Below are 20,194 nucleotides of genomic sequence, written 5' to 3'. Positions count from 1 at the left end.
CGATGACCACCGCTGTACTGGATACCCTCGTCGCGGTGCGGCGAACCGCCATGGACCTGCTTGCTCGACGCGAGCACGGTCGAGTTGAGCTGACGCGTAAACTGCGTCAGCGCGGCGCTGAGGCGGAAATGATCGAAACAGCCCTCGACCGGTTGACGGAAGAGGGGCTGCTTTCTGAAGCCCGTTACCTTGAAAGCTTTGTTTCCTACCGTGCCCGCTCCGGTTATGGCCCCTTGCGCATTCGCGAAGAGCTGGGTCAGCGTGGTTTGCAACGCGCCGACATCGAACTCGCACTGCGTGAGAGCGGTATCGACTGGCAGGAGCAGCTTCGGGATACATGGCAGCGCAAGTTCTCCGGACACTTGCCGATTGATGCCAAGGAACGTGCCAAACAAGGTCGATTCCTCGCCTATCGGGGCTTTTCGATGGAGATGATCAACCGCTTGTTCAGCGGCAGAGGGATGGACGACTAAGTCGGTTTAAATAGAAACGGCCCGCTATGGAAATAGCGGGCCGTTTTTTTTTGCCTTCAAATAACCTTCGAAGGTTCGCGTGTGCGATGTGTGGTCTGCGGTTTGCTATGGGCCCAATTTTCCGGAAGGTTGATGTAATCCACCAGTTCCCTGAGTCGCCCGTGGTCCCGGGCGTTGAAGGCGAACGCCAGCCGCACCAGATGGCTGTACTGCGCTTCGTCGTGTTCTTCACCGCTGTAGGCGTGTTGATGGAACTGGTCGCTCAGACACAGATCGGCGAAAGCCGTCTGCATATGCGCCAATGCCTGGTCGCTGAGCTTGTGGTGCATACGAATAACGAACTGACGTTTGAGCCAGCGGCTGGAGTGGAAGTTGCTGTAGAACTGGTTGATTTGCTGCACCGCCTCATCGACGTTATAGACCAGTCGCATCAGTTTCAGGTCGGTGGGCAGGATGTAGCGGTTTTCTTCAAGTTGCTGGCGAATGAAATCCAGTGCTCCCTGCCAGAACGTTCCACCCAGTGTATCCAGCAATACCACAGGCACCAGAGGACTTTTGCCGGTCTGGATCAATGTCAGGACTTCCAGTGCTTCGTCCAGTGTTCCAAACCCGCCAGGGCACAGCACCAGCGCATCGGCTTCCTTGACGAAGAACAGTTTGCGGGTGAAGAAAAAATGGAACGGCAGCAGATTGCCTGTGCCGTCCACAGTCGGATTGGCATGCTGTTCGAAAGGCAGGGTGATATTGAACCCGAGGCTGTGGTCACGTCCGGCACCTTCGTGCGCGGCTGCCATGATTCCGCCACCAGCGCCGGTGATGACCATCATGTCTGAACGTGTCAGGGCCGCGCCGAGTTCCCGGGCCATTGCATACAGTGGATGCTCGACCGGCGTGCGTGCCGAGCCGAACACGGTGACTTTGCGTCGCCCCTTGAATTGTTCCAGCACCCGGAACGCCTGCTCCAGTTCGCGCAGGGCCTGCAGGGTGATCTTGGCGTTCCAGCGGTTGTGATCTTCCTGGGCCATGCGCAGCACGGTCAGGATCATGTCGCGATAGATCGGCAGGTTCGGGCTGTTGGGAGAAACCTGGTTGAGTTGTTCTTCGACCTTGTTGATGAGGTCGGGAAGTTGTTCCTGAAAATGCCGGCTGAGCAGGTCATTCGGTTGGTAAGGCATTCAACGTCTCCTTCTGCACAGAGCTTGTGGCCCTGACGTGCGGCGTCAGTGCCGCGCTGCAAAAAAACACACACTCGGCAGCTCCTTGTCCTGCCGTGAACAGATGATCGGGAATACTTTGAATCTAGACCCTCGCGAGCCATTGCGCTGAGTTGATCATTACGCCGCGCAGTCTTTTTCTGGCAGCCGTTGGGTGTCATTGGCAAAGAATGTTCACCGCTCGTCCGAACGTACGCCGTAGAGCAATCGCTCTGATTTACTAACTTACAGGCACTGTACGACAGCTTGGAGTCAGCCGCCGTACGCAGGGTGCGCGCTTTTCAGGGATTCGCGGGTAGCAGGCAAGGAGGCGGGATAGATGGCCAGAGTGGTTCTGGAAATCGATACGCAGCTGTATCGGATGTTGAAAGCGTCAGCCGAGGCCAATCAAGTCAGTCTCGAAGAGGAGTGCTGCCGACGTCTGGCAGGTGGTGAACGGCGTTCACGCTATTTACAGGCACTGGTGGCCGAATTGCGCGCCGAGGATGAACAGCGGCGCGCCAATACCCGGTGATTACTTCTTCTTCGCCGGGGCTGCTTTCGGGCAATCGGAATCCTGATAGCTGGCCGAGCCGATGGCTTTGTTGGTTTTATATTCAGTGAAGTCGTAACGCATGACCGCGCCTTTGGCCATCAGCTTGCGGTACGACGGGTTATTGCACACCGAAGCACCCAGCTGGAAATACACCGCTTTTGGATCAGCGCGCATCTTTTCGGCGTGGCTGGCCTGCACGCTCAGGTGGTTGATCAGGGTGATGCCTTCAACGGTGTAGCCCTGATCGAGAATGTCTTCGTTGATCGCCCGTGGCGTACCAACGCTGCTTTGTTCGGCGATGTTGCGCAGTTCTTTGTTCAGATTCTGCTCTTTCAACGACGCCGCTTGTGCGCTGAAGGACAACGCCAGCGCGATGGCGGCGGTGGGAACGATTAGGCGCAGCATGAAACTCTCCTGATTCAGTGACTGGTGGTTCGACCAGTCCTGTGGCTGTGCGTTCAGTGGCGCCGGATTATAGGGGAGCCGGTCGGGACGGTACAGGTTTGCGCTCGCCGCTCTGGTAAACTGCCAGCCTTTATTACCTTGCCGAGTGCTGTGCGTGTCGAGTTTTCCTGCTGTGGTGCGTTGCCTGTGATCAAACATGCCCCCAACGCTGTAGCCCGTTTGCGCGACCAGCGCGAGGACGAGGGCATCAAGCCGATTCAGGCCCGAGGTTTTCGCTCCGAACGTTGCCGCGACTGCCGGGTGATCATCAGCCATTGCCTGTGCGCCTGGCGACCAACGGTCGAGTCCCGTTCCGGCGTGTGCCTGATCATGACCGGCAAGGAAGTGTTCAAACCGAGCAACACCGGCTGGCTGATTGCCGATGTAGTACGCGACAACCACGCGTTCATCTGGTCGCGCACCGAGCCAGACCCGCAGATGCTCGCGCTGCTCAACGACCCGCAATGGCAGCCGTACCTGGTATTTCCTGGCGAATACGTAGAACCGTCACGGGTGACCAACACCGTCGCCGTCGATAGCAGCAAGCGTCCATTGTTCATTCTGCTGGATGCGACCTGGACCGAGGCGCGCAAGATCTTCCGCAAGAGTCCGTATTTCGATCGCTTGCCGATTCTCAGCCTGTTGCCCGACAGACTCTCGCGTTATCGCCTGCGTCGCTCCACCCGTAGCGAACATCTGTGCACCGCCGAAGTCGCGGCGTTGTGTCTGGAGTTGGCAGGGGACAGCGATGCGGCTTCGGCACTGGACGCGTATTTCGATGTGTTCAGCCAGCATTACCTGGGCGCCAAACAACAGCTGGATATGAACGAGTCGACCCCGGCGCATGCCGAGTTGTTGCCTTATATACGAAAGCCGCAGGCAGTGTTGGCGCCATAGTGGCCCATACTTCACGCAGCGGCGGCCGTGCTGCTTGACCACCCCGGCTTCGCTGGGCATGCTTGGCGCCGATTAGGGTGCGGCCAAGGTTTGAAACGCCGTGTTTGCTTGTGATTGGCGTTGAACGTGCCCCTGTGGATAGCGCTGTGCAGCGCTCTCTTGAGTTGCTTTGGCGAGGCCCGAATGCGTCGGGTCTGCCATCAAAAACAGGATCATTTGAATAATGGCCACATACGACATCCTGATTGCCGATGATCACCCTCTGTTTCGTAGCGCACTGCATCAAGCGGTGACCCTGGGCCTTGGCCCGGATGTACGACTGGTGGAGGTGGCGAGCATCGCCGAGCTGGAAACGCGCCTGACCGAGAAGTCCGACTGGGATCTGGTCCTGCTGGACCTGAACATGCCCGGCGCGTTCGGGTTTTCCGGTCTGGTCATGCTGCGCGGTCAATATCCGCAGATTCCGGTGGTGATGGTCTCGGCGCAGGAAGAAGCCTCGGTCATGGTCAAGTCCCGCGAGTTCGGTGCCAGTGGCTTTATTCCCAAGTCCAGCGACCTGAGCGTGATCCAGCAAGCCGTGCGCAAGGTGCTTGATGGCGACGTATTCTGGCCACCGCAGGCGTTCGAAGCGGTCAGCGTCTCCGCCGAAGCCAAAGCTGCCAGCGACGGCCTTGCCAGCCTGACCCCGCAACAGTTCCGCGTATTGACCATGGTCTGTGAGGGCCTGCTGAACAAGCAGATTGCCTATGAGCTGAACGTGTCCGAAGCGACCATCAAGGCTCACGTTACAGCGATCTTTCGCAAGTTGAACGTACGCACCCGGACACAGGCGGCATTACTTCTGCAACAACTTGAGTCAATTCCGAGCCAATAAAGGCTGGCGTCTTCACGCTTTTTTGACTTTTGTTGCTCTAGCTTTCCCACTCCTTTCTGGTTGGTTTTTACCTTATGTCACCTTTCAAGGGCCAGACCGGCCTGAAACGCATCCTCAACGCTTCCGGTTACTCGCTGGACGGCCTGCGCGCAGCCTTCACCGGCGAAGCGGCATTTCGCCAACTGGTGCTGCTCAATGTGGTGCTGATTCCGCTGACGTTCTTCCTGAATGTCAGCCGCGTCGAACAGGCAGTGCTGATCGCCGTCTGCCTGTTGGCGTTGATCGTCGAGTTGTTGAACTCCGCAGTAGAAGCGGCGATTGACCGCATTTCCCTGGAACTTCACCCACTGTCCAAGAATGCCAAGGACATGGGCAGCGCTGCGCAATTCGTAGCCCTGAGCATGATTGCCCTGGTGTGGGCGGTGATTCTGCTTTAAGCGATACTTGGCAAGACGATCTCGTCGCTGCGCTGCACCCCAGCGGTGAAAGCGCGGCACAGATCGAGAAATTCGCGCATGGCCGACGTCTGATATTTCTGCTTGTGCCAGATGAAGTAAAACTGTCGCGCCAGATCCAGATCAGGCGTTTCCACCGCCACCAGGCTGCCGCGCCGAAACGCATCGCGCAGCGCCAGCCGCGAAATACAGCCAATCCCCAATCCTGATTCCACCGCGCGTTTGATCGCTTCAGTGTGTTCCAGCTCCAGGCGGATATTCAGCGCACTGCGATGGTGACGCATGGCCTGATCGAACGTCAGTCGTGTGCCAGAGCCTTGTTCGCGCAGAATCCACGCTTCGTGCGTCAGCTCTTCCATGGTCGCGCTGCCGCGTTTGGCCAACGGATGTTGCGGTGCGCAGAACACCACCAGCTCATCTTCGACCCAGCTCTGCACTTCGATGTCCGGATGGCTGCAGTCACCTTCGATTAGACCCAGATCAATTTCGTAGTGAGCGACTTGATGCACGATATTGGCCGTGTTCTGCACATGCAGCTTTACCTGGCTTTCGGGATGACGCTGCATGAAGCCGCCGATCAACAGGGTCGCCAGGTAATTGCCGATGGTCAGGGTGGCACCCACCGACAGTGAGCCGAAACCGGATTTGCCATTGAGCAGGTCTTCGATTTCCTTGGACTGATCAAGCAGGGCCACGGCTTGCGGCAGCAGCTGTTTGCCCAGCGCGTTGAGGCTCAGTCGTTTGCCAGCGCGGTCGAACAGCTGGCAGCTGGACTGGCGCTCCAGTTCGGTAATGGAGGTGCTTGCCGCCGATTGCGAGAGGTTGAGCAGGCCCGCAGCACGGGATACGCTTTCCTGCTGGGCGACGGCGACGAAGACTTGCAGTTGACGAAGAGTAAATCGCATATCGATATAACCGATAACCCTTATCTTAATAATCCAGTTAACAGATATTGTCGTCGCTATTAGAATGCGTTGCAATTGCGCACTGTCGGCCGCAAAGGCGAGCGCAGACCCAATATCCAGGAGTCCCACGTACATGAGCAACATGAACCACGAGCGTGTCCTCAGTGTTCATCACTGGAACGACACTCTGTTCAGCTTCAAGTGCACCCGCGATCCGGGCCTGCGCTTCGAGAACGGTCAGTTCGTGATGATCGGCCTGCAACAGCCAAATGGCCGCCCGCTTATGCGCGCTTACTCGATCGCCAGCCCGAACTGGGAAGAGCATCTCGAGTTCTTCAGCATCAAAGTGCCTGATGGTCCGCTGACTTCGCAGCTGCAGCACCTCAAGGAAGGCGACGAGATCATCATCTCGAAGAAGCCTACCGGCACCCTGGTACTGGACGACTTGAACCCGGGCAAGCACCTGTATCTGCTGAGCACCGGCACGGGTCTGGCGCCGTTCATGAGCGTGATTCAGGACCCGGAAACCTACGAGCGCTTTGAAAAAGTGATCCTGGTGCACGGCGTGCGCTACGTCAACGAAGTCGCCTATCGCGAGTTCATCACCGAGCACCTGCCGCAGAACGAGTTCTTCGGTGAAGCGCTGCGTGACAAGCTGATCTACTACCCGACCGTGACCCGCGAGCCGTTCGAGAACCAGGGCCGTCTGACCGATCTGATGCGCAGCGGCAAGCTGTTCAGCGACATCGGCCTGCCACCGATCAACCCGCAGGACGACCGCGCGATGATCTGCGGCAGCCCGAGCATGCTCGACGAGACCAGCGAAGTGCTCGACAGCTTCGGCCTGAAGATCTCGGCGCGGATGCGCGAGCCGGGTGATTACTTGATCGAGCGTGCGTTCGTCGAGAAGTAAGCCCCACGAAAAAGCCCCCATTGCCGGCGAAGGCAATGGGGGCTTTTTCATACCCGAAATATTTCATTCCTGCCTGCCACAATCCATGTAGGAGCTGCCGAAGGCTGCGATCTTTTGATCTTGAAAAGGCAAAATCAAAAGATCGCAGCCTGCGGCAGCTCCTACATTGAGCGAGGTCTCAGGTGTTGGCCGGGATGACTTCCAGCACGCAAATCTGCTCCGGCGTCGGGTAATGCCAGCGCACGTCCAGATCCCAGAACTGTGCACCGTACTCGCGCTCCGGCGCCGGCGTCTGATACGCCGGGCGCGGATCTTGGGCCAGACACTGCTCGATCAACTCGACCAGTGGCTCGCCAAGGCGCTGAGCATGGCCGTGCGCCTGTTGCAGCGCGGCGTCCGTCCACTGCACGTCAATCAGCTGTGGCGCGGCGCTGGCGATGCTGTTGGAGGCTTCGGGGATGATGTCGGCGTAAGGCACATAGGGTTTGATGTCGAGGATCGGCGTGCCGTCGAGCAGGTCGATGCCCGAGATGAACAGCCGATGCGCCTCGACCTTGTCCAGCTTTACCACCGACTGGCCGATGCCATTGGGACGGTGAGTGGCGCGGGTGGCGAACACGCCCATGGACTTGTTGCCACCCAGACGTGGTGGGCGCACTTTCAGGCGCGGCTTTTCTTCCAGCGCCTGATGAAACAGGAACAGCAGCCAGACATGGCTGACCTGCTCCAGCCCTTGCACCGCGTCACCCTGATTGAATGGCGCCACCAGCTCCAGCACACCACGAGCGGCGGGGGCCAGTTGTGGCTGGCGCGGAATGGCGAACTTCTCCTTGAAGCAGGAGCGCACAAAACCAATGGGGGAGACGCTGTAAGTCATGTTGCGTGATCAGCCACGAACGCGCAGGGTCAGGCCCTTGAGGAAATTGCGCAGCAACTGATCGCCGCACGGGCGGTAGTTGGTGTGGCCGACCTTGCGGAACAGCGCGCTCAGCTCAGGCTTGGACACCGGGAACTCGGCAGCCTTGAGGATCGCGTGCATGTCGTCTTCCTTCAGTTCGAATGCCACGCGCAGCTTCTTCAGAATGATGTTGTTGGTCACCGGCACTTCGATCGGCTGCGGTGGACGACTTTCGTCCTTGCCACGCTTGAAGATCACCAGGCCATCGAGGAAGTGCGCCATGACCTCGTCCGGGCAGCGCACGAAGCCTTCTTCGTCTTCTTCTTTCTTGTCGAGGTACGCGACGACGTCTTTCAGCTCCACGTCCATGCCGCCGAGCTTGATGATCTCGATGACTTTCTTGTCGCTGATGTCGAGCATGTAGCGCACGCTGCGCAATACGTCGTTATGAATCATGTGGGTCATCCTGATAATCGTTGTGGGCAACGCGCAGGCACGCTGCCGGAATGTGTGGCGGCAACAGAGGTGTCAGAACTTCTCTTTGCCGGACAGGTAGCGCCATTGGCCCACCGGAACCTTGCCGATCGACACGCCGCCGATGCGGATGCGGCGGATGCCGACGACCTTCAGGCCAACCGCTTCGCAGAACTGCGCGATGATCCCCGGCTGCGGGTTCTTCATGGCGAAGCGCAGGCGGTTTTCGTTCTGCCAGCTGGCCTTGACCGGCGGCAGCTCCTTGCCCTTGTGGGTGAGGCCGTGCTGCAGGCGATTGAGGCCGTGGGCAACCATGTCGCCTTCGACCTCGACCACGTATTCCTGCTCGATCTTGGCCGCATCGGCAGTCAGTTTGCGCAGCACTTTCCAGTCCTGAGTGAATACCAGCAGGCCGCTGGCCTTGGGCTGCAGGTCGGCGCTGGCGGTCAGCCGCAGGAAGTGTCCGCGCAACGGACGTTTGCCGTAGCGGTGCTCTTCGCTGAGGGTGTCGGCGCTGAGCGATTGCATGGCGGTGTCGACGTCCATACCGGCCGGCACGTTGAGCAGAATCGTGACCGGCTCCGGCGCGGTGGCCTTGGCGTCCTTGTCGAGTTCGACCTTCTGGTCGCCGACCTTGAACTGCGGTTCGTCGATCACTTCGCCGTCCACGGTGACCCAGCCGCCCTCGATGAACAGCTCGGCCTCCCGGCGGGAGCAACCGACCAGTTCGATGAGGCGTTTGGAGAGGCGAATCGGGTCAGTCATGACAGGGCCGTAACAAAAAAGGGGTGGGCATTGTACCTGCCTGGCGCCGGTTAAGCCCGGTTCCATTTGCAGGGTGTTCGCAATTCCTGTGGGAGCTGGCTTGCCAGCGATGGCGTCACCTCGGTGTGTCTGTCAGACCGAGTCGCCGGCATCGCTGGCAAGCCAGCTCCCACAGGGTTCTACGATATGTCAGCCGTTGCTGGAGCGCTGCTGGTTCTGGCGCAAGCGCATATGCAGCAGCGGATATGGCTGGCCCATACCGTCGACTTCCGAGCGGCCGATCACTTCAAAACCCTGTTTGAAGTAAAACCCCAGCGCCTGCGGGTTCTGTTCGTTGACGTCCAGTTCATCGGCATTCAGATGTTGCATGGCGTAGTTGAGCAGTTTCTTGCCCAAACCCTGGCCGCGATGCTCGGGATCGATGAACAGCATTTCGATCTTGCCCGCCGCCACGCCGGCAAACCCGGTGATGCGCTGGTTGGCGTCCTTGGTGCAGATCAGCATCACCGCATCCAGGTAACGGGTGAGCACCAGATTACGCAGCAATTCGATGTAGCTGTCCGGCAGAAAGTCATGGGTCGCGCGGACCGAGGCCTCCCAGACCCGGGTCAGTTCCTGATAATCGCTGAGTTTCGGTGTATGAATGACCGAATGCTGACGCATGCCCGTCGCCTCTTTCCAGTGGATAAGCGGGATTCCTTCCCACAGCAAACAATAGCCGTAAAAAAGCCCCGCATCTCGTAAAAAGAGCGGGGCTTTTTTGTATTTATTTCGGTGTCTGGCTGGCTGTTAATGTTGCCTGCAAGAGCTTCCCCCTCACCCCAACCCTCTCCCCCCAAGGGGGGCGAGGGGGGAAGGGAGCTGATCTTCATGCTGTTCAAAATCTGAGGTCGACTCGATATTTCAAGTCGCCGTCATTCGAAAGAGCAACTCAATCAGTCCCCTCTCCCTCAGGGAGAGGGTTAGGGGGAGGGGCTTTTGATCTTCAGATCAGATCTGCTCAGCCCACAGGTCGTATTCGTCAGCGTCAGTCACCTTGCACCAGACCTTGTCGCCCGGCTTGAGGTTGCTGCCGTTGTCGATGAACACGTTGCCGTCGATTTCCGGGGCATCGAAGAAGCAGCGGCCGACGGCGCCTTGCTCGTCGACTTCGTCCACCAGCACTTCGATCTCGCGGCCGATGCGCATTTGCAGGCGTGCCGAGCTGATCGCCTGCTGGTGCGCCATGAAGCGCTCCCAACGGTCTTGCTTGACGTCGTCCGGGACCACTTCCAGGTCCAGGTCATTGGCCGGCGCGCCATCGACTGGCGAGTACTGGAAGCAACCGACGCGGTCGAGCTGGGCTTCGGTCAGCCAGTTGAGCAGGTACTGGAAATCTTCTTCGGTTTCGCCCGGGAAGCCGACGATGAAGGTCGAACGGATGATCAGGTCCGGGCAGATTTCGCGCCAGTTCTTGATCCGCGCCAGAGTCTTGTCTTCGAACGCCGGGCGTTTCATGGACTTCAGGACTTTCGGGCTGGCGTGCTGGAACGGGATGTCCAGGTACGGCAGGATCTTGCCGGCGGCCATCAGCGGGATCAGCTCGTCAACGTGCGGGTACGGGTAAACGTAGTGCAGACGCACCCACACGCCCAAGGTGCTCAGCGCTTCGCAGAGTTCGGTCATGCGGGTTTTCACCGGCGCGCCGTTCCAGAAACCGGTGCGGTATTTCACGTCGACACCGTAGGCGCTGGTGTCTTGCGAAATCACCAACAGCTCTTTGACGCCGGACTTGACCAGGCGCTGGGCTTCGTCGAGCACATCACCCACCGGACGGCTGACCAGTTTGCCGCGCATCGACGGGATGATGCAGAAGCTGCAGCTGTGGTTGCAGCCTTCGGAAATCTTCAGGTACGCGTAGTGGCGCGGGGTCAGCTTGATGCCTTGCGGCGGCACCAGGTCGATCAGCGGGTTGTGGTCCTGTTTCGGTGGCACCACTTCGTGCACCGCGTTGACCACTTGCTCGTACTGCTGCGGTCCGGTTACGGCCAGCACGCTCGGGTGTACGTCGCGGATGTTGCCTTCTTCCACGCCCATGCAACCGGTGACGATGACCTTGCCGTTTTCCTTGATCGCTTCACCGATCACTTCCAGCGACTCAGCCTTGGCCGAGTCGATGAAACCGCAGGTATTGACCACCACCACGTCGGCGTCCTGGTAGGTGGACACCACGTCATAGCCTTCCATACGCAGCTGGGTCAGGATGCGCTCGGAGTCGACCAGTGCTTTCGGGCACCCTAACGATATCATACCTACACGTGGGGCTTTCTCTGTCATCATTATAGGTAGATCCTCATCAGGGCTTGTTTTTTCTAATGGCTAAAAGTGGCGCGCGAGTATACAGCTATTTACGATTCTCTGATCCTAGACAGGCGACCGGCAGCAGTGCCGACCGTCAGCTCCAGTACGCACAGCGCTGGGCAAGTGAGAAGGGGCTTGATCTGGATGAGTCACTATCCCTGAGAGATGAAGGGTTATCCGCCTATCACCAGCGTCACGTCAAGCAGGGGGCGTTGGGCGTCTTCCTGCAGGCTGTCGAGGACGGTCTCATTGCGGACGGTTCTGTCCTAGTCGTTGAAGGGCTGGATCGGCTGAGTCGTGCCGAGCCGATTCAAGCTCAAGCCCAATTGGCTCAAATCATCAATGCTGGCATCACTGTGGTTACTGCTAGTGACGGCCGGGAGTACAACCGAGCCGGCTTGAAGGCTCAGCCGATGGACCTGGTGTATTCGCTCCTGGTGATGATCCGTGCGCACGAAGAATCAGACACCAAATCAAAGCGTGTGAAAGCCGCAATCCGCCGGCAGTGCGAAGGGTGGATTGCTGGAACTTACCGGGGCATTATTCGAAACGGCAAAGATCCGCAGTGGTTGCATTGGGATGGCCAGGTATTCGAGCTGCTACCAGAGCGTGTCGAGGGTGTACGCCTGGTGATCGATCTGTTCCGGCAGGGCTATGGTTCTGTTCGTATTATTCGAGAATTGACTGAACGCGGCCTGTCCGTCACCACGAAAGGCATCACAGCATTGCAGGTGCACCGGCTTGTCCGGCTGCCGGCATTGATGGGCGTGAAGGTGCTAGAGCTGGATGGTGAAACGTATCGGCTGGAAGGATATTACCCGTCGATATTGACCGCCGATGAATTCGCTGATCTTTCACTACTCGTTGAGAGCCGGGTCAGGCGCAAGGGTAAGGGGGAAATCCCCGGCCTCGTTACCGGTCTGGGGATCACTTATTGCGGATACTGCGGTACGGCCGTTGTTGGGCAGAACGTTATGCACAGGGCCAAAGCTGACGGCAGCTTATCTGATGGTCATCGGCGTTTGATCTGCGTGGGGTATTCACATAACAAGGGTTGTTCTGTCGGTGGTAGTTGCAGTGTCGTGCCTATAGAGAAAGCGTTAATGAGCTATTGCACCGACCGCATGAACCTCAGCAGCCTGTTGGAAGGCAATGACCAGTCGCAATTGATACAAGCACGGCTGGTGGCTGCAAAGAGCGAAGCGGCACTTATCGAGCAGCAACTGGAGCGGGTGAGTGAGGCTTTGCTGGCGGCAGAAGGTGGTGCGGCGCCGCTGGTATTCGTCCGTAAGGCTCGCGAACTTGAGGAGATACTGTCAGCAAAGCAAAAAGATATAGCTCAGGCCGAGCGCGAATTGGTGGCGGTATCAAACCGTGACCAACCTGGACTTTCTGAGGCGTGGGCAGAGTTGTCCTCAGGTGTTGAGATGATGGACTTCGATGCACGAATGAAAGTGCGGCACTTGGTAAGAGATACTTTCGAGCGAATAGTTGTCTACCATCACGGGATGCAAGCAACTGCAAGAGATGGAAATGTGATCGACTTATTGTTGGTCGGGAAAGGTGGCCAGCCCCGTTTGCTTCGTATTGATCGAAAAACAGGGGAATGGCGAGCAGGGATGGGGGCTTAGTCTAAATCCCCATCCTGCTTGGTAAAGTATTGATATTGCTTAATGGGACGGGCAGGGAAGTTTAGGTTTTTCTAACTGCTCGCCATCCTTTCCATTGTTCGACAGGTTTGGTTTCCTTGAATAATGAATAGAGCCCTCTTTGAGCTCTGCACCATGGATGGTTTTCAGGGGGGCGCCATATCACGTCATCATCAGCAAATAAGTGACTATTCTCGCGTACAAAGTTGCTGAGATTTTTGAATGTCATGGTTACCCTGCTGGGTGTCAAAACCGTATAGGTTTTGGACCGTGCGTTATGTTCTGCTGCTGCACTAAGTCCATCCATGCGTTGAGGTCTTCCCTTCATTTTCTTGCTTGCAAGTGCTGCCCGCTTAGCAACGACCTCGGGGCGCTTTGCTCCCTCCCGCATGGCGTGGATAGTTGCTTCTGGAGGGGGTTTCAATCTCCCTTCTTCGTGTGCTTTCAATAGTCCTCGTTTGATGCTTTCTCGGTGAGCTGGAGAAAGCGCCCGTCCAGTCAACATGGATATTCCAGATTTTTTTAGGCCTAGGGCTAATGCCTTTCGAGTTAATTGTGGAACAGTGCATCCAACTTCTTGGGCTAAATTTTTGTTCACCGTGGATGCATATTTCTCCGTTATCAGCACGACTTGGGCCTGAGTCCATACCCAAGTCGCGCGTTTGATCCCTCTACTTTTCGTCATGTTTTCGCTCTGGATCGGGCTGCGGCTATGCGGCTTTTTCTTGGGCTAGCGGTACAGGTTTGCTTAGTACCCGAAGATGGCCTTGGCCAATCCAGAAGTTGTGTTGCACTTGGATGCACACGTTCCAGGCTTCCTGGGCGACGTGGTTTCCGGCGTCGACAATGTTTCCCTGGTCGTCGACCAAGGCCATGCGGAGTTTTTTTCCGTCGTGGGTGATGCAGGTGAACCCTTCGTGAGTAACGCCGCTGATGGTTGCGGTAGGCAGCGTGTCGGTTTTGGCGTCGAAAATCATTATGCTGCCTCCAGTTTCATGATCGGCTCCCAGCTCGACTCGTTGACATTGTGAGTTCTCATGCATGAGCCTCCTGCTGTGCCACGCTCAGTCCTACTGCGACCGGGCGCACCCAGATCGGCATGCTGTTGAGCATGAAGGTTTCGCCGGCAGCTGCCAGCAGTAGGGTGGTGCCCATCACATGGGCGATTGCTTCGGCTGCGGCCGGCGGTACCGCGTTGCCGATGCGCTCGCGCCATGCCTGATCGCTCAAGCCGTCCAGCTCGAACTGTTCTTCTGGTTCGACCAGACTTTGCAGCGCGGCCAGCTCCAGCGTTGTGAATGGTCGGTGCCAGGTGCCGTCGAGACTTTCAATCACGCAGGTCAACCGGTCATTAGCTTCCGGCATGCGGGGATCAGCGACTGACCAGCGTCCGTTATCCTGCTTGGCACTGGCCGATACGGCGCCGCACTGCTCTTTCCAGCCGACAACGCCGTAGTGGCCACCAGTCAGGTAGGCGTCACCCTTGACACGCTTCATGCCGGGGCGGGGATCTGCGATCGACAACGCACCACTGGCAACCTGCTGCGATCCGGTGACAGTCCCAGCAGTTTTATCCCATGGACAAACACCCAGCTTCCGGCTGCTCGCTCCCAGGTGCCAGTTGTGATACCGGGGATCCTGCACGGCATAGGCGCCTTGCCCAGTGGTACTGCCGGCGATCACCGTTCCGGCGGCGTTGTCGAATGGCGTTACCAGATACTTGCCGAAGCCATCACCAGGCCGGCGAGGATCAGCAACGCTGAAGGTCCCTTGCCCGGGCGACTTGACACCGATTACCGCGCCGCTGGTTTCGTCCCATTTGCGGACGCCGTACTGCTGGTATTGCAGGGCGCCGGCTTTGGCGCGCGGATCGGCAACAGAGAACGCTCCGTTTGTTGGGCTGCTCCGACCTGCAACGGTGCCGGCGGTGTCTTGCCATTCATGCACGCCGAGGTATCCGGCGCGATACTCAGGAACGATCACCAAGTCACGCAGGTAACCGTCCTCTATCGCCAAGTCGTTCAGGCTGCGCCAGTCCTTGCCGGCGGTGACCAGGGCGAGACGAACCCACGTTTTCCACTGGAGTGCTGGAACCCGGTGCATCGGGCCGGCGGCTTCAATATTGCCGGCGAGCGGCATACGTCCGAGGATCGAGCCGACAGACTGGAGCGTTTTCTTTTCCGGCTCGTACAGGAACGGCGGCACCTTCTCGATGTGGCGGGCCACCAGCAAGAAGCGCTTGCGGCTCTGAGCCAGGCCGCCGATGACGCCGCAATCGTGCGTGGTTTCGGCGACTGCGTATCCGTAGTGGTTCAGCAGCTTGTTGATCTGGTCCAGCAGGTGGCGGCCACGGGTGGCTAGGCGGGGTACGTTTTCGAAGACGATCAGCGATACCGGGTCGTCCTTCCACGCCTCACACATCAGCCAGATGCAGCGCAACGTGAGCTCGTTCAGAGCCTGGTACTTCGGCGTCAGGCTCATTGTTTCGGACAGCAAGCCCGAGGCGCCTTTGCAAGGGCTGGAAATGAACACAGCGTCCGGACGTTCGTTGCTGGCAGCGCGGCGCAGGTCGTCAGCGCTCGCCTCAGTCCAGCCGGAAGGCGGCTCTTTACCGTGGAAGCGGATGTACTGGTCGCGGGTGAATAGATCCATCAGCGTTCCCGGAACACCGGAAAGACGTTGAAAGTCGCGCAGGCCGGCGGGGTCCACGTCAACGCCGCCGATGCATTGCCATTCGGCTTGGATATGCCCAACGATGGGCTTGGCCCGGTTGAAACCCTTAGCGCCGCCGCCGAGACCGCAGCACATATGGAAGTGTCTGAGAACGCGCTTAAGCATTGGCGTTCTCCTCGACAATGACCGCTTGCGCTTGGCTCTCACTGGCTTCTGTGTAGCTGCGCAGAACGTCTAGATCATTCGGCTGCGCCGTAGGGGTCTTATACCCCACAACAGGCTGCGCGGGCGGGCGTTTCTGAGCGTTTAGCGTTGCATCAGCGAGCGCTGCCCCGCGCAGCTTTTCGTGGGGTATAAGTGCCTCGGCAGTGGCTCTGGACGAAGCAATAATGCCTGCTGCTGCGCAGCAGAGACTGTTTTTTACAGGCGTGTCGATCCCGCTGTCGTCGCGAAGCAAAGCGGCCTGCACCTGCGTGTTGTCCTGTGAGTGCGTCATGCCGCTTTCCTCCGATGTTCGATAGCAAGTTGATCCATCAGGCGCTGGTGGTAAGTGTTGCGCGCCTCTGCGGCAGACCACGGACGGATGGTTTCAACCATGGGTTCGATGCCGACCAAGCAATCCCAGATAGCCGGATCGGTTGGCATGAGGTCGCGACGTTCGGTGGCCAGCGCTATCAGGTCGGCCTGATGGATGCAGGTAGGGAGTTCTGGGGCGATGTCGAACCGGTCGCAAACGCGCCACCAAATGCAGTCCTCGAAGTGTTGGTAGGCACTAATCCACTGCTTGAGTGGCCGTGTCATATCGCCCAGGTACGCCTCGGGAGCGTCATGGAGCAAGGCCATAAGTTTGTGTTCTTCTGGCACCAGGTCGGCGACGATGCAGCTGTGCTGAGCCACGCTGTAGAACTCGCGGGTGTGGCCGTTGAAGCGGCACAAATGAGCCAGCGAGTGTGCAATATCTCGCGGATCGATCATTTCGGCGTCCGGCTCAAGCAAATCAAAGCGTTTGCCGGTATGGGTGAGGATCCAGCTCATGCTGCACCTCTCGATTGCGCGGTGGTGGCAATGGCCAGGTGGTCTTGTTGGAAAAAAACGGCAGCTTTCTCTGCATCCTCCGTGCTGAGAGGAACACGGAGAGGCACTATCTCAACCTTTGCATGGCCAGTTATTTCGGCGGGCTTCAGTAATTCGGCCATGGCGAGCGCCTCTTCGCGCAGGGCGCGGGTTTCGCGTTCGAGTTTTTTCCCCGTACGGAAGGCGGCGAACGTATCAGCGGCAATGCGGAGCTTTTCGCCGATATCGAGCAGCGTCTGGCGTTCGGGATTGCCGAGCGTCAACGCTTGCTGAAGGCGTTTGCTGAATTGCGCCAAGTGTCCGTGGTCGGCCTTGATGAATTCTAGGGAGGCTCTCAACTCGCGAATGGTCTTGGCGCTTTCGGCGCGCAGGATGTCGTCGCTTTGTTTCATGCCAGCGGACATGCCGTCGGTACGGCCCATGATGTAGCCAGCCCAGACTAATAGTCCGGCAAAAATGATTAGGGCGATGAGTGCGCAGATTTGAATTGCAGTCATTTGGTTTGCTCCTGGTTCAGTGTCGGACTGGTGGTGGCAGTCCTTGGGATAAGGCTTACTCGGTTGGCTCGTCTTGCTGGCTCTGCATGTCTTCATCGGCCTGGTAGGCGCGAATATCGATAAGCGATGCAACGTGTCGAATGTGGGCGTACTTGGGCGCTTTCCGACTTGAGTCCAGAGTTGTGATCGGAAGCTGGATCCGACCGCTGTTGATTTCAATCACGAACTTTTGCTCGTTGAGGTTGCGGAAATACTTCTCGCGCACGGCCTCCAACGGAATCAGCACATCACCGAAGGTGCGGTACAGCAGCTCGATGGTCGTTGATTCAGGAGCGGGGCGTAGCCGCAGTGGGGCTTGGGCTGCATTACTCATGGCTTTGTATGGCCTCCTTGCGTTTGCTTCTTGCTGGATGGTTCCAGGCGTTCAGGCAATGGCGTTTGGTCAATTCCCGCAGATGCTCGGGCACCTCAAGGAGCGCGGCATTGCGCTCCTCTCGTGTCCGCATTGCGATGATCTGTCGGGCGTATTCCCTAGGCCACGTCACGGCGGTCTGCCGGAATTTCAGGTAGGTCGATGCCTAGTTTTTCAGCCAGCCAACGAATGCCGGCTTGCTTAACCCGCGTCGACTGGCTGTATTGCAAGCCGTACTTTTCGTCATACCAGCTGCCGTCCTTGACCCGCAGATACTCTTTGTCCCGTTTTGGGTAGGCCGGTAGGTTGCCCTTGAGCAGGTCTTTCTCCCGCATGAGTGCAATTAGTTTTGGACGTGTGAGGCCGAGTTGCGAGGCTGCTTGGGCGAGGGTGCGTTCCATGTCGTCCACCTCATGCCGCATGTGCGGCAGGCGTTGCTGCGGCCGCGAGATGGTTGATGGACTCGATAACCATTCGATAAATCTCGGCATCGGTGTCGCTCACGGTGAAGCATCGGGTGTTGGGGCTTTTGTTGCCGATGCTCAGGATGACGCTTGCCCCCCGGCGTGTGTGGGTGCGGTGAATGGCAACGTGCAGGGGGAGATCAAATCCCATGTCGAGGCTCAGCACGCCGCCGGTGCGCACCAGCTCAAGCACGCGCTGCTTGTCTTGCGCTTCAAAGCGGCCGTATACGCGGCTGGCATGCGGGAGATGAACCGGGTCGCTGTTATTGCTCGGATCGAGCGGTCCGTTAGCGATCTCTTCAATGAAGTCGGCCAGCTTGAGGTGAGTTTTCTTGTCGCTTGGAAGGGTCAGTGTGTGGCGCTCAGTCCCCAGCTCGACGCTGAATGCGGTCTCAGTTGCGCCCCGTTCTACTTTAAGGCGGAACGCAAGGCACTCGCGCGTGGGAGCGGTTCGTAGGACATGATTGAAGGTCTCGGTCAGGTTGACCTGAGCTTTGAGCAACTGCAGGGTGCGGTTGTCGATTCGGTATTTGCTCATGCTGCGTGCCCTCCGCCATTTGGATCAAATGGAGAGGATTGGGGCTTGGCAATAAGCTTTGGTTTGTTGTTGTGAATGATGACCAGGCAGCCGCTGAAGGACTGCAGCTGCTCGATCATCTTCTTGTTACTGACGCACGCCGGATGGACGTGGAGGGTTGCGTTGGTTTGCATAGGTTACGCCTCGCTCTGTGGTGATAGAGTGAGGCAAAAATAACCTAGGTTTTAATATTCGACAATAACCTAGCGATTATTTTTTTATCTGATCAATGAAACATTTGTCGGATTTAGGGTTGACCACCAGAAAACACGTCCGATGATCTGGATGTGTTGATCCATCACTTGTTCGAACGTGTAATCCTCATCTGCATATTCATCACGGTTGAAGCTGCGGAGTCGTATACCGCCTGGTATACGGTAAAGAAACTTGATCCTCAGAAGCCCGTCGTGCTCTAGCGCGTAAACCTGACCATCGATGATGCTCCTCATTCCTTTATCGATTCCAAGCGTTGCCTTGTCGAGAATCAGTGGGTGGTTTGAGTTGCCTGTGTTGGTCGCGCAGGCTGCATTGGAAGGGTCGATTCCCGCCTTTCTAAGGGTGTAGCTGGAAAAACGAACTTTCCTGCCCTCATCAATCTGGACTGAAGATCTGCCCATTCCTGAAGAAATCTCGACTTCCTTGTAAAGCGGCAATGCGACCTCGTCATCGTCTAATGGGGTTTCATCATCCCAAGGAGACAGCTCGCCCAGAACAAATGGCGTTCCATCTTTGGGGCGCAACTTGGTAACGGGCTGATCATTGAGCTGGTCTTTTGGAGGGGTTCCAAGTTCAAGCCAGTCGACATCAACCTGCAGCGCTCTCGCTATTGCTGCAAGGAACCGGCTCTTTTGGGATTTTCCAGAGCTGATCTTCTGGATGCTTGCCTGTGTACAGCCGGCAGCTATAGCTAGCTGCTCCTGTTTCAGGCCGCGCTCTGTCATCGCATGATTCAGGCGGTCAGCAAGGGTGGGAAGCTGATTTTTGTCTAAATAGTTCATGGATGAGAGGGTATGACTCTGGTTATAGAAAGTCTAACAGCCTATGTTGTTGACTGATTAATCTTTAGGTTATAATCTACGCCGAGTTACTCATGTTGAGACCTAATCATGACCATCAACCAAATCGAGCAGAACGAACACGCAGCGGGAAATAGAGCACTGCTACGCGTCCTAGAGGCTTGTGGCGGAAACCAATCCGAGCTCGCACGGCGTTGTAATGTTAAGCAGCCTCACGTCTGGAAATGGCTGAAATCGGGCCGTGTTCCTACTGAGCGTGTCCATTCCGTTGCTCGTGCTTCAGGGGGCAAAGTCAAGCCTCATGAGCTGCGCCCGGATTTGCCTGATCTATTTCCAATTCCGACTCTTGAAGCAGCCGCATAGTAGTTAGAAAAAAGGCGACCCAAGGGTCGCCCAGTTCCTCCCGACACGCACCACCACAGCGCTGTCGGGCCGCGATAGGGGGGGCGGGCAAACCAAATGCAAAACCGCCCACTCCTATCGCGTTTTCCAAGGCTCGGAAGCTTTGGTGTTGCTGCCTTTTCCACCACAGAGCTGGCAGCTGTTGCGCCTGGGGTGAACAACGGATTGTTCGCCCCGGCACGGTGCCGGTGTTGGTCTTAGGGATCTCGCCGGCGTTTGGGCACTTACACGCCACACGACAAA

General features: G+C 57.6%; 28 protein-coding genes. 8 read left to right on the top strand and 20 right to left on the bottom strand.

Features of this window, described 5'->3' with window-relative positions; all coding sequences use genetic code 11:
- Window positions 1-2: 2 nt before the first annotated feature.
- Complete coding sequence (gene recX / locus KVQ82_RS24020; protein ID WP_041072226.1) at window positions 3-473, top strand: recombination regulator RecX; 471 nt, start codon at window positions 3-5, stop codon at window positions 471-473.
- Between the two features lie 56 nt (window positions 474-529).
- Here the strand turns inward: recX and KVQ82_RS24015 are convergent, their stop codons facing one another.
- Complete coding sequence (locus KVQ82_RS24015; RefSeq protein WP_222016254.1) at window positions 530-1,648, bottom strand: TIGR00730 family Rossman fold protein; 1,119 nt, start codon at window positions 1,646-1,648, stop codon at window positions 530-532.
- Between the two features lie 358 nt (window positions 1,649-2,006).
- Between KVQ82_RS24015 and KVQ82_RS24010 the strand changes: the two genes are divergently transcribed.
- The gene (locus KVQ82_RS24010) at window positions 2,007-2,201 is read left to right on the top strand and encodes a hypothetical protein (RefSeq protein WP_041072222.1); all 195 of its coding nucleotides are present in this window, start codon (window positions 2,007-2,009) and stop codon (window positions 2,199-2,201) included.
- Here KVQ82_RS24010 and KVQ82_RS24005 read toward each other — a convergent pair whose 3' ends face one another.
- Entirely contained in the window at window positions 2,202-2,627 is a 426-nt protein-coding gene (locus tag KVQ82_RS24005; protein ID WP_041072220.1) for a PA3611 family quorum-sensing-regulated virulence factor, read from the bottom strand. It lies immediately after the preceding gene.
- 189 nt (window positions 2,628-2,816) lie between these two features.
- On the opposite strand from KVQ82_RS24005, the gene KVQ82_RS24000 reads away from it, so the two are divergent.
- Window positions 2,817-3,563: a tRNA-uridine aminocarboxypropyltransferase gene (locus tag KVQ82_RS24000; RefSeq protein WP_186448507.1), complete on the top strand. Its 747-nt coding sequence runs from the start codon at window positions 2,817-2,819 to the stop codon at window positions 3,561-3,563.
- Window positions 3,564-3,635: 72 nt separating this feature from the next.
- Here the strand turns inward: KVQ82_RS24000 and KVQ82_RS23995 are convergent, their stop codons facing one another.
- A complete protein-coding gene (locus KVQ82_RS23995; protein WP_155416796.1) occupies window positions 3,636-3,794 on the bottom strand; it encodes a hypothetical protein in 159 nt (52 codons plus the stop codon).
- Here KVQ82_RS23995 and erdR point away from each other — a divergent pair.
- Together erdR and KVQ82_RS23985 are read left to right on the top strand one after the other, a co-directional pair.
- Entirely contained in the window at window positions 3,787-4,437 is a 651-nt protein-coding gene (gene erdR / locus KVQ82_RS23990; protein ID WP_222016253.1) for a response regulator transcription factor ErdR, read from the top strand. The genes KVQ82_RS23995 and erdR overlap by 8 nt on opposite strands.
- A 74-nt stretch (window positions 4,438-4,511) precedes the next feature.
- Entirely contained in the window at window positions 4,512-4,874 is a 363-nt protein-coding gene (locus KVQ82_RS23985; RefSeq protein WP_042607041.1) for a diacylglycerol kinase, read from the top strand.
- Here the strand turns inward: KVQ82_RS23985 and KVQ82_RS23980 are convergent.
- The gene (locus KVQ82_RS23980) at window positions 4,871-5,797 is read right to left on the bottom strand and encodes a LysR family transcriptional regulator (RefSeq protein ID WP_007964377.1); all 927 of its coding nucleotides are present in this window, start codon (window positions 5,795-5,797) and stop codon (window positions 4,871-4,873) included. The two genes, KVQ82_RS23985 and KVQ82_RS23980, sit on opposite strands and share 4 nt — an antisense overlap.
- A gap of 133 nt (window positions 5,798-5,930) precedes the next feature.
- Here KVQ82_RS23980 and fpr point away from each other — a divergent pair, with 133 nt between their 5' ends.
- On the top strand, window positions 5,931-6,710 hold the full coding sequence (gene fpr / locus KVQ82_RS23975) for a ferredoxin-NADP reductase (RefSeq protein WP_003222277.1): 780 nt from the start codon (window positions 5,931-5,933) through the stop codon (window positions 6,708-6,710).
- Window positions 6,711-6,888: 178 nt separating this feature from the next.
- Here the strand turns inward: fpr and tsaA are convergent, their stop codons facing one another.
- The 5 genes from tsaA to rimO all read right to left on the bottom strand — a co-directional run bounded on the left by tsaA (window position 6,889) and on the right by rimO (window position 11,163).
- Window positions 6,889-7,587, bottom strand: a complete 699-nt coding sequence (gene tsaA / locus KVQ82_RS23970) for a tRNA (N6-threonylcarbamoyladenosine(37)-N6)-methyltransferase TrmO (protein ID WP_222016252.1) — start codon at window positions 7,585-7,587, stop codon at window positions 6,889-6,891.
- 9 nt (window positions 7,588-7,596) lie between these two features.
- On the bottom strand, window positions 7,597-8,064 hold the full coding sequence (locus KVQ82_RS23965) for a DUF1456 family protein (protein WP_108181863.1): 468 nt from the start codon (window positions 8,062-8,064) through the stop codon (window positions 7,597-7,599).
- A 72-nt stretch (window positions 8,065-8,136) separates the two neighbouring features.
- Entirely contained in the window at window positions 8,137-8,847 is a 711-nt protein-coding gene (locus tag KVQ82_RS23960; protein WP_047291998.1) for an rRNA pseudouridine synthase, read from the bottom strand.
- 189 nt (window positions 8,848-9,036) lie between these two features.
- On the bottom strand, window positions 9,037-9,510 hold the full coding sequence (locus tag KVQ82_RS23955; protein WP_041072208.1) for a GNAT family N-acetyltransferase: 474 nt from the start codon (window positions 9,508-9,510) through the stop codon (window positions 9,037-9,039).
- Between the two features lie 327 nt (window positions 9,511-9,837).
- Window positions 9,838-11,163, bottom strand: a complete 1,326-nt coding sequence (rimO, locus tag KVQ82_RS23950) for a 30S ribosomal protein S12 methylthiotransferase RimO (RefSeq protein WP_222019440.1) — start codon at window positions 11,161-11,163, stop codon at window positions 9,838-9,840.
- A 38-nt stretch (window positions 11,164-11,201) separates the two neighbouring features.
- Here rimO and KVQ82_RS23945 point away from each other — a divergent pair, with 38 nt between their 5' ends.
- Complete coding sequence (locus tag KVQ82_RS23945) at window positions 11,202-12,818, top strand: recombinase family protein (RefSeq protein WP_222016251.1); 1,617 nt, start codon at window positions 11,202-11,204, stop codon at window positions 12,816-12,818.
- Between the two features lie 61 nt (window positions 12,819-12,879).
- Here the strand turns inward: KVQ82_RS23945 and KVQ82_RS23940 are convergent, their stop codons facing one another.
- The 11 genes from KVQ82_RS23940 to KVQ82_RS23890 all read right to left on the bottom strand — a co-directional run bounded on the left by KVQ82_RS23940 (window position 12,880) and on the right by KVQ82_RS23890 (window position 19,531).
- Complete coding sequence (locus KVQ82_RS23940) at window positions 12,880-13,521, bottom strand: hypothetical protein (protein ID WP_222016249.1); 642 nt, start codon at window positions 13,519-13,521, stop codon at window positions 12,880-12,882.
- Between the two features lie 25 nt (window positions 13,522-13,546).
- Complete coding sequence (locus KVQ82_RS23935; RefSeq protein ID WP_222016247.1) at window positions 13,547-13,813, bottom strand: hypothetical protein; 267 nt, start codon at window positions 13,811-13,813, stop codon at window positions 13,547-13,549.
- A 58-nt stretch (window positions 13,814-13,871) separates the two neighbouring features.
- Complete coding sequence (locus KVQ82_RS23930; protein WP_222016245.1) at window positions 13,872-15,674, bottom strand: DNA cytosine methyltransferase; 1,803 nt, start codon at window positions 15,672-15,674, stop codon at window positions 13,872-13,874.
- Entirely contained in the window at window positions 15,667-16,005 is a 339-nt protein-coding gene (locus KVQ82_RS23925; RefSeq protein WP_260687751.1) for a hypothetical protein, read from the bottom strand. Before KVQ82_RS23925 ends, KVQ82_RS23930 begins: the two co-directional genes overlap by 8 nt.
- On the bottom strand, window positions 16,002-16,544 hold the full coding sequence (locus KVQ82_RS23920; protein ID WP_222016243.1) for a phosphohydrolase: 543 nt from the start codon (window positions 16,542-16,544) through the stop codon (window positions 16,002-16,004). The genes KVQ82_RS23925 and KVQ82_RS23920 overlap by 4 nt, the downstream gene beginning before the upstream one ends.
- On the bottom strand, window positions 16,541-17,080 hold the full coding sequence (locus KVQ82_RS23915; protein ID WP_313902812.1) for a hypothetical protein: 540 nt from the start codon (window positions 17,078-17,080) through the stop codon (window positions 16,541-16,543). Before KVQ82_RS23915 ends, KVQ82_RS23920 begins: the two co-directional genes overlap by 4 nt.
- A 55-nt stretch (window positions 17,081-17,135) precedes the next feature.
- Entirely contained in the window at window positions 17,136-17,453 is a 318-nt protein-coding gene (locus KVQ82_RS23910) for a pyocin activator PrtN family protein (protein ID WP_038362343.1), read from the bottom strand.
- Between the two features lie 158 nt (window positions 17,454-17,611).
- Window positions 17,612-17,893: a phage antirepressor KilAC domain-containing protein gene (locus KVQ82_RS23905; RefSeq protein ID WP_222016241.1), complete on the bottom strand. Its 282-nt coding sequence runs from the start codon at window positions 17,891-17,893 to the stop codon at window positions 17,612-17,614.
- 10 nt (window positions 17,894-17,903) lie between these two features.
- Window positions 17,904-18,494 (bottom strand): hypothetical protein, encoded by a 591-nt coding sequence (locus KVQ82_RS23900; protein ID WP_222016239.1) that lies wholly within the window; start codon window positions 18,492-18,494, stop codon window positions 17,904-17,906.
- Window positions 18,491-18,667 (bottom strand): hypothetical protein, encoded by a 177-nt coding sequence (locus tag KVQ82_RS23895; protein WP_222016238.1) that lies wholly within the window; start codon window positions 18,665-18,667, stop codon window positions 18,491-18,493. The genes KVQ82_RS23900 and KVQ82_RS23895 overlap by 4 nt, the downstream gene beginning before the upstream one ends.
- A gap of 84 nt (window positions 18,668-18,751) precedes the next feature.
- A complete protein-coding gene (locus tag KVQ82_RS23890; RefSeq protein ID WP_222016236.1) occupies window positions 18,752-19,531 on the bottom strand; it encodes a helix-turn-helix transcriptional regulator in 780 nt (259 codons plus the stop codon).
- A gap of 108 nt (window positions 19,532-19,639) precedes the next feature.
- On the opposite strand from KVQ82_RS23890, the gene KVQ82_RS23885 reads away from it, so the two are divergent.
- Entirely contained in the window at window positions 19,640-19,912 is a 273-nt protein-coding gene (locus KVQ82_RS23885; RefSeq protein WP_222016234.1) for a YdaS family helix-turn-helix protein, read from the top strand.
- Window positions 19,913-20,194 lie beyond the last annotated feature (282 nt).

The organism is Pseudomonas sp. AO-1 (genome assembly GCF_019775695.1).
Classification (GTDB): domain Bacteria; phylum Pseudomonadota; class Gammaproteobacteria; order Pseudomonadales; family Pseudomonadaceae; genus Aquipseudomonas; species Aquipseudomonas parakoreensis.
Note: the sequence above shows the minus strand (reverse complement) of the source record. Positions and strands in the feature narration are given on the sequence as shown.

Bases quoted from the DNA above. Each gene is read 5' to 3' on its own strand.
- recX (WP_041072226.1), top strand. From the start codon at position 3: ATGACCACCGCTGTACTGGATACCCTCGTCGCGGTGCGGCGAACCGCC.
- KVQ82_RS24015 (WP_222016254.1), bottom strand. From the start codon at position 1,648: ATGCCTTACCAACCGAATGACCTGCTCAGCCGGCATTTTCAGGAACAA.
- KVQ82_RS24010 (WP_041072222.1), top strand. From the start codon at position 2,007: ATGGCCAGAGTGGTTCTGGAAATCGATACGCAGCTGTATCGGATGTTG.
- KVQ82_RS24005 (WP_041072220.1), bottom strand. From the start codon at position 2,627: ATGCTGCGCCTAATCGTTCCCACCGCCGCCATCGCGCTGGCGTTGTCC.
- erdR (WP_222016253.1), top strand. From the start codon at position 3,787: ATGGCCACATACGACATCCTGATTGCCGATGATCACCCTCTGTTTCGT.
- KVQ82_RS23985 (WP_042607041.1), top strand. From the start codon at position 4,512: ATGTCACCTTTCAAGGGCCAGACCGGCCTGAAACGCATCCTCAACGCT.
- KVQ82_RS23980 (WP_007964377.1), bottom strand. From the start codon at position 5,797: ATGCGATTTACTCTTCGTCAACTGCAAGTCTTCGTCGCCGTCGCCCAG.
- fpr (WP_003222277.1), top strand. From the start codon at position 5,931: ATGAGCAACATGAACCACGAGCGTGTCCTCAGTGTTCATCACTGGAAC.
- tsaA (WP_222016252.1), bottom strand. From the start codon at position 7,587: ATGACTTACAGCGTCTCCCCCATTGGTTTTGTGCGCTCCTGCTTCAAG.
- KVQ82_RS23965 (WP_108181863.1), bottom strand. From the start codon at position 8,064: ATGATTCATAACGACGTATTGCGCAGCGTGCGCTACATGCTCGACATC.
- KVQ82_RS23960 (WP_047291998.1), bottom strand. From the start codon at position 8,847: ATGACTGACCCGATTCGCCTCTCCAAACGCCTCATCGAACTGGTCGGT.
- KVQ82_RS23955 (WP_041072208.1), bottom strand. From the start codon at position 9,510: ATGCGTCAGCATTCGGTCATTCATACACCGAAACTCAGCGATTATCAG.
- rimO (WP_222019440.1), bottom strand. From the start codon at position 11,163: ATGACAGAGAAAGCCCCACGTGTAGGTATGATATCGTTAGGGTGCCCG.
- KVQ82_RS23945 (WP_222016251.1), top strand. From the start codon at position 11,202: ATGGCTAAAAGTGGCGCGCGAGTATACAGCTATTTACGATTCTCTGAT.
- KVQ82_RS23940 (WP_222016249.1), bottom strand. From the start codon at position 13,521: ATGACGAAAAGTAGAGGGATCAAACGCGCGACTTGGGTATGGACTCAG.
- KVQ82_RS23935 (WP_222016247.1), bottom strand. From the start codon at position 13,813: ATGATTTTCGACGCCAAAACCGACACGCTGCCTACCGCAACCATCAGC.
- KVQ82_RS23930 (WP_222016245.1), bottom strand. From the start codon at position 15,674: ATGCTTAAGCGCGTTCTCAGACACTTCCATATGTGCTGCGGTCTCGGC.
- KVQ82_RS23925 (WP_260687751.1), bottom strand. From the start codon at position 16,005: ATGACGCACTCACAGGACAACACGCAGGTGCAGGCCGCTTTGCTTCGC.
- KVQ82_RS23920 (WP_222016243.1), bottom strand. From the start codon at position 16,544: ATGAGCTGGATCCTCACCCATACCGGCAAACGCTTTGATTTGCTTGAG.
- KVQ82_RS23915 (WP_313902812.1), bottom strand. From the start codon at position 17,080: ATGACTGCAATTCAAATCTGCGCACTCATCGCCCTAATCATTTTTGCC.
- KVQ82_RS23910 (WP_038362343.1), bottom strand. From the start codon at position 17,453: ATGAGTAATGCAGCCCAAGCCCCACTGCGGCTACGCCCCGCTCCTGAA.
- KVQ82_RS23905 (WP_222016241.1), bottom strand. From the start codon at position 17,893: ATGGAACGCACCCTCGCCCAAGCAGCCTCGCAACTCGGCCTCACACGT.
- KVQ82_RS23900 (WP_222016239.1), bottom strand. From the start codon at position 18,494: ATGAGCAAATACCGAATCGACAACCGCACCCTGCAGTTGCTCAAAGCT.
- KVQ82_RS23895 (WP_222016238.1), bottom strand. From the start codon at position 18,667: ATGCAAACCAACGCAACCCTCCACGTCCATCCGGCGTGCGTCAGTAAC.
- KVQ82_RS23890 (WP_222016236.1), bottom strand. From the start codon at position 19,531: ATGAACTATTTAGACAAAAATCAGCTTCCCACCCTTGCTGACCGCCTG.
- KVQ82_RS23885 (WP_222016234.1), top strand. From the start codon at position 19,640: ATGACCATCAACCAAATCGAGCAGAACGAACACGCAGCGGGAAATAGA.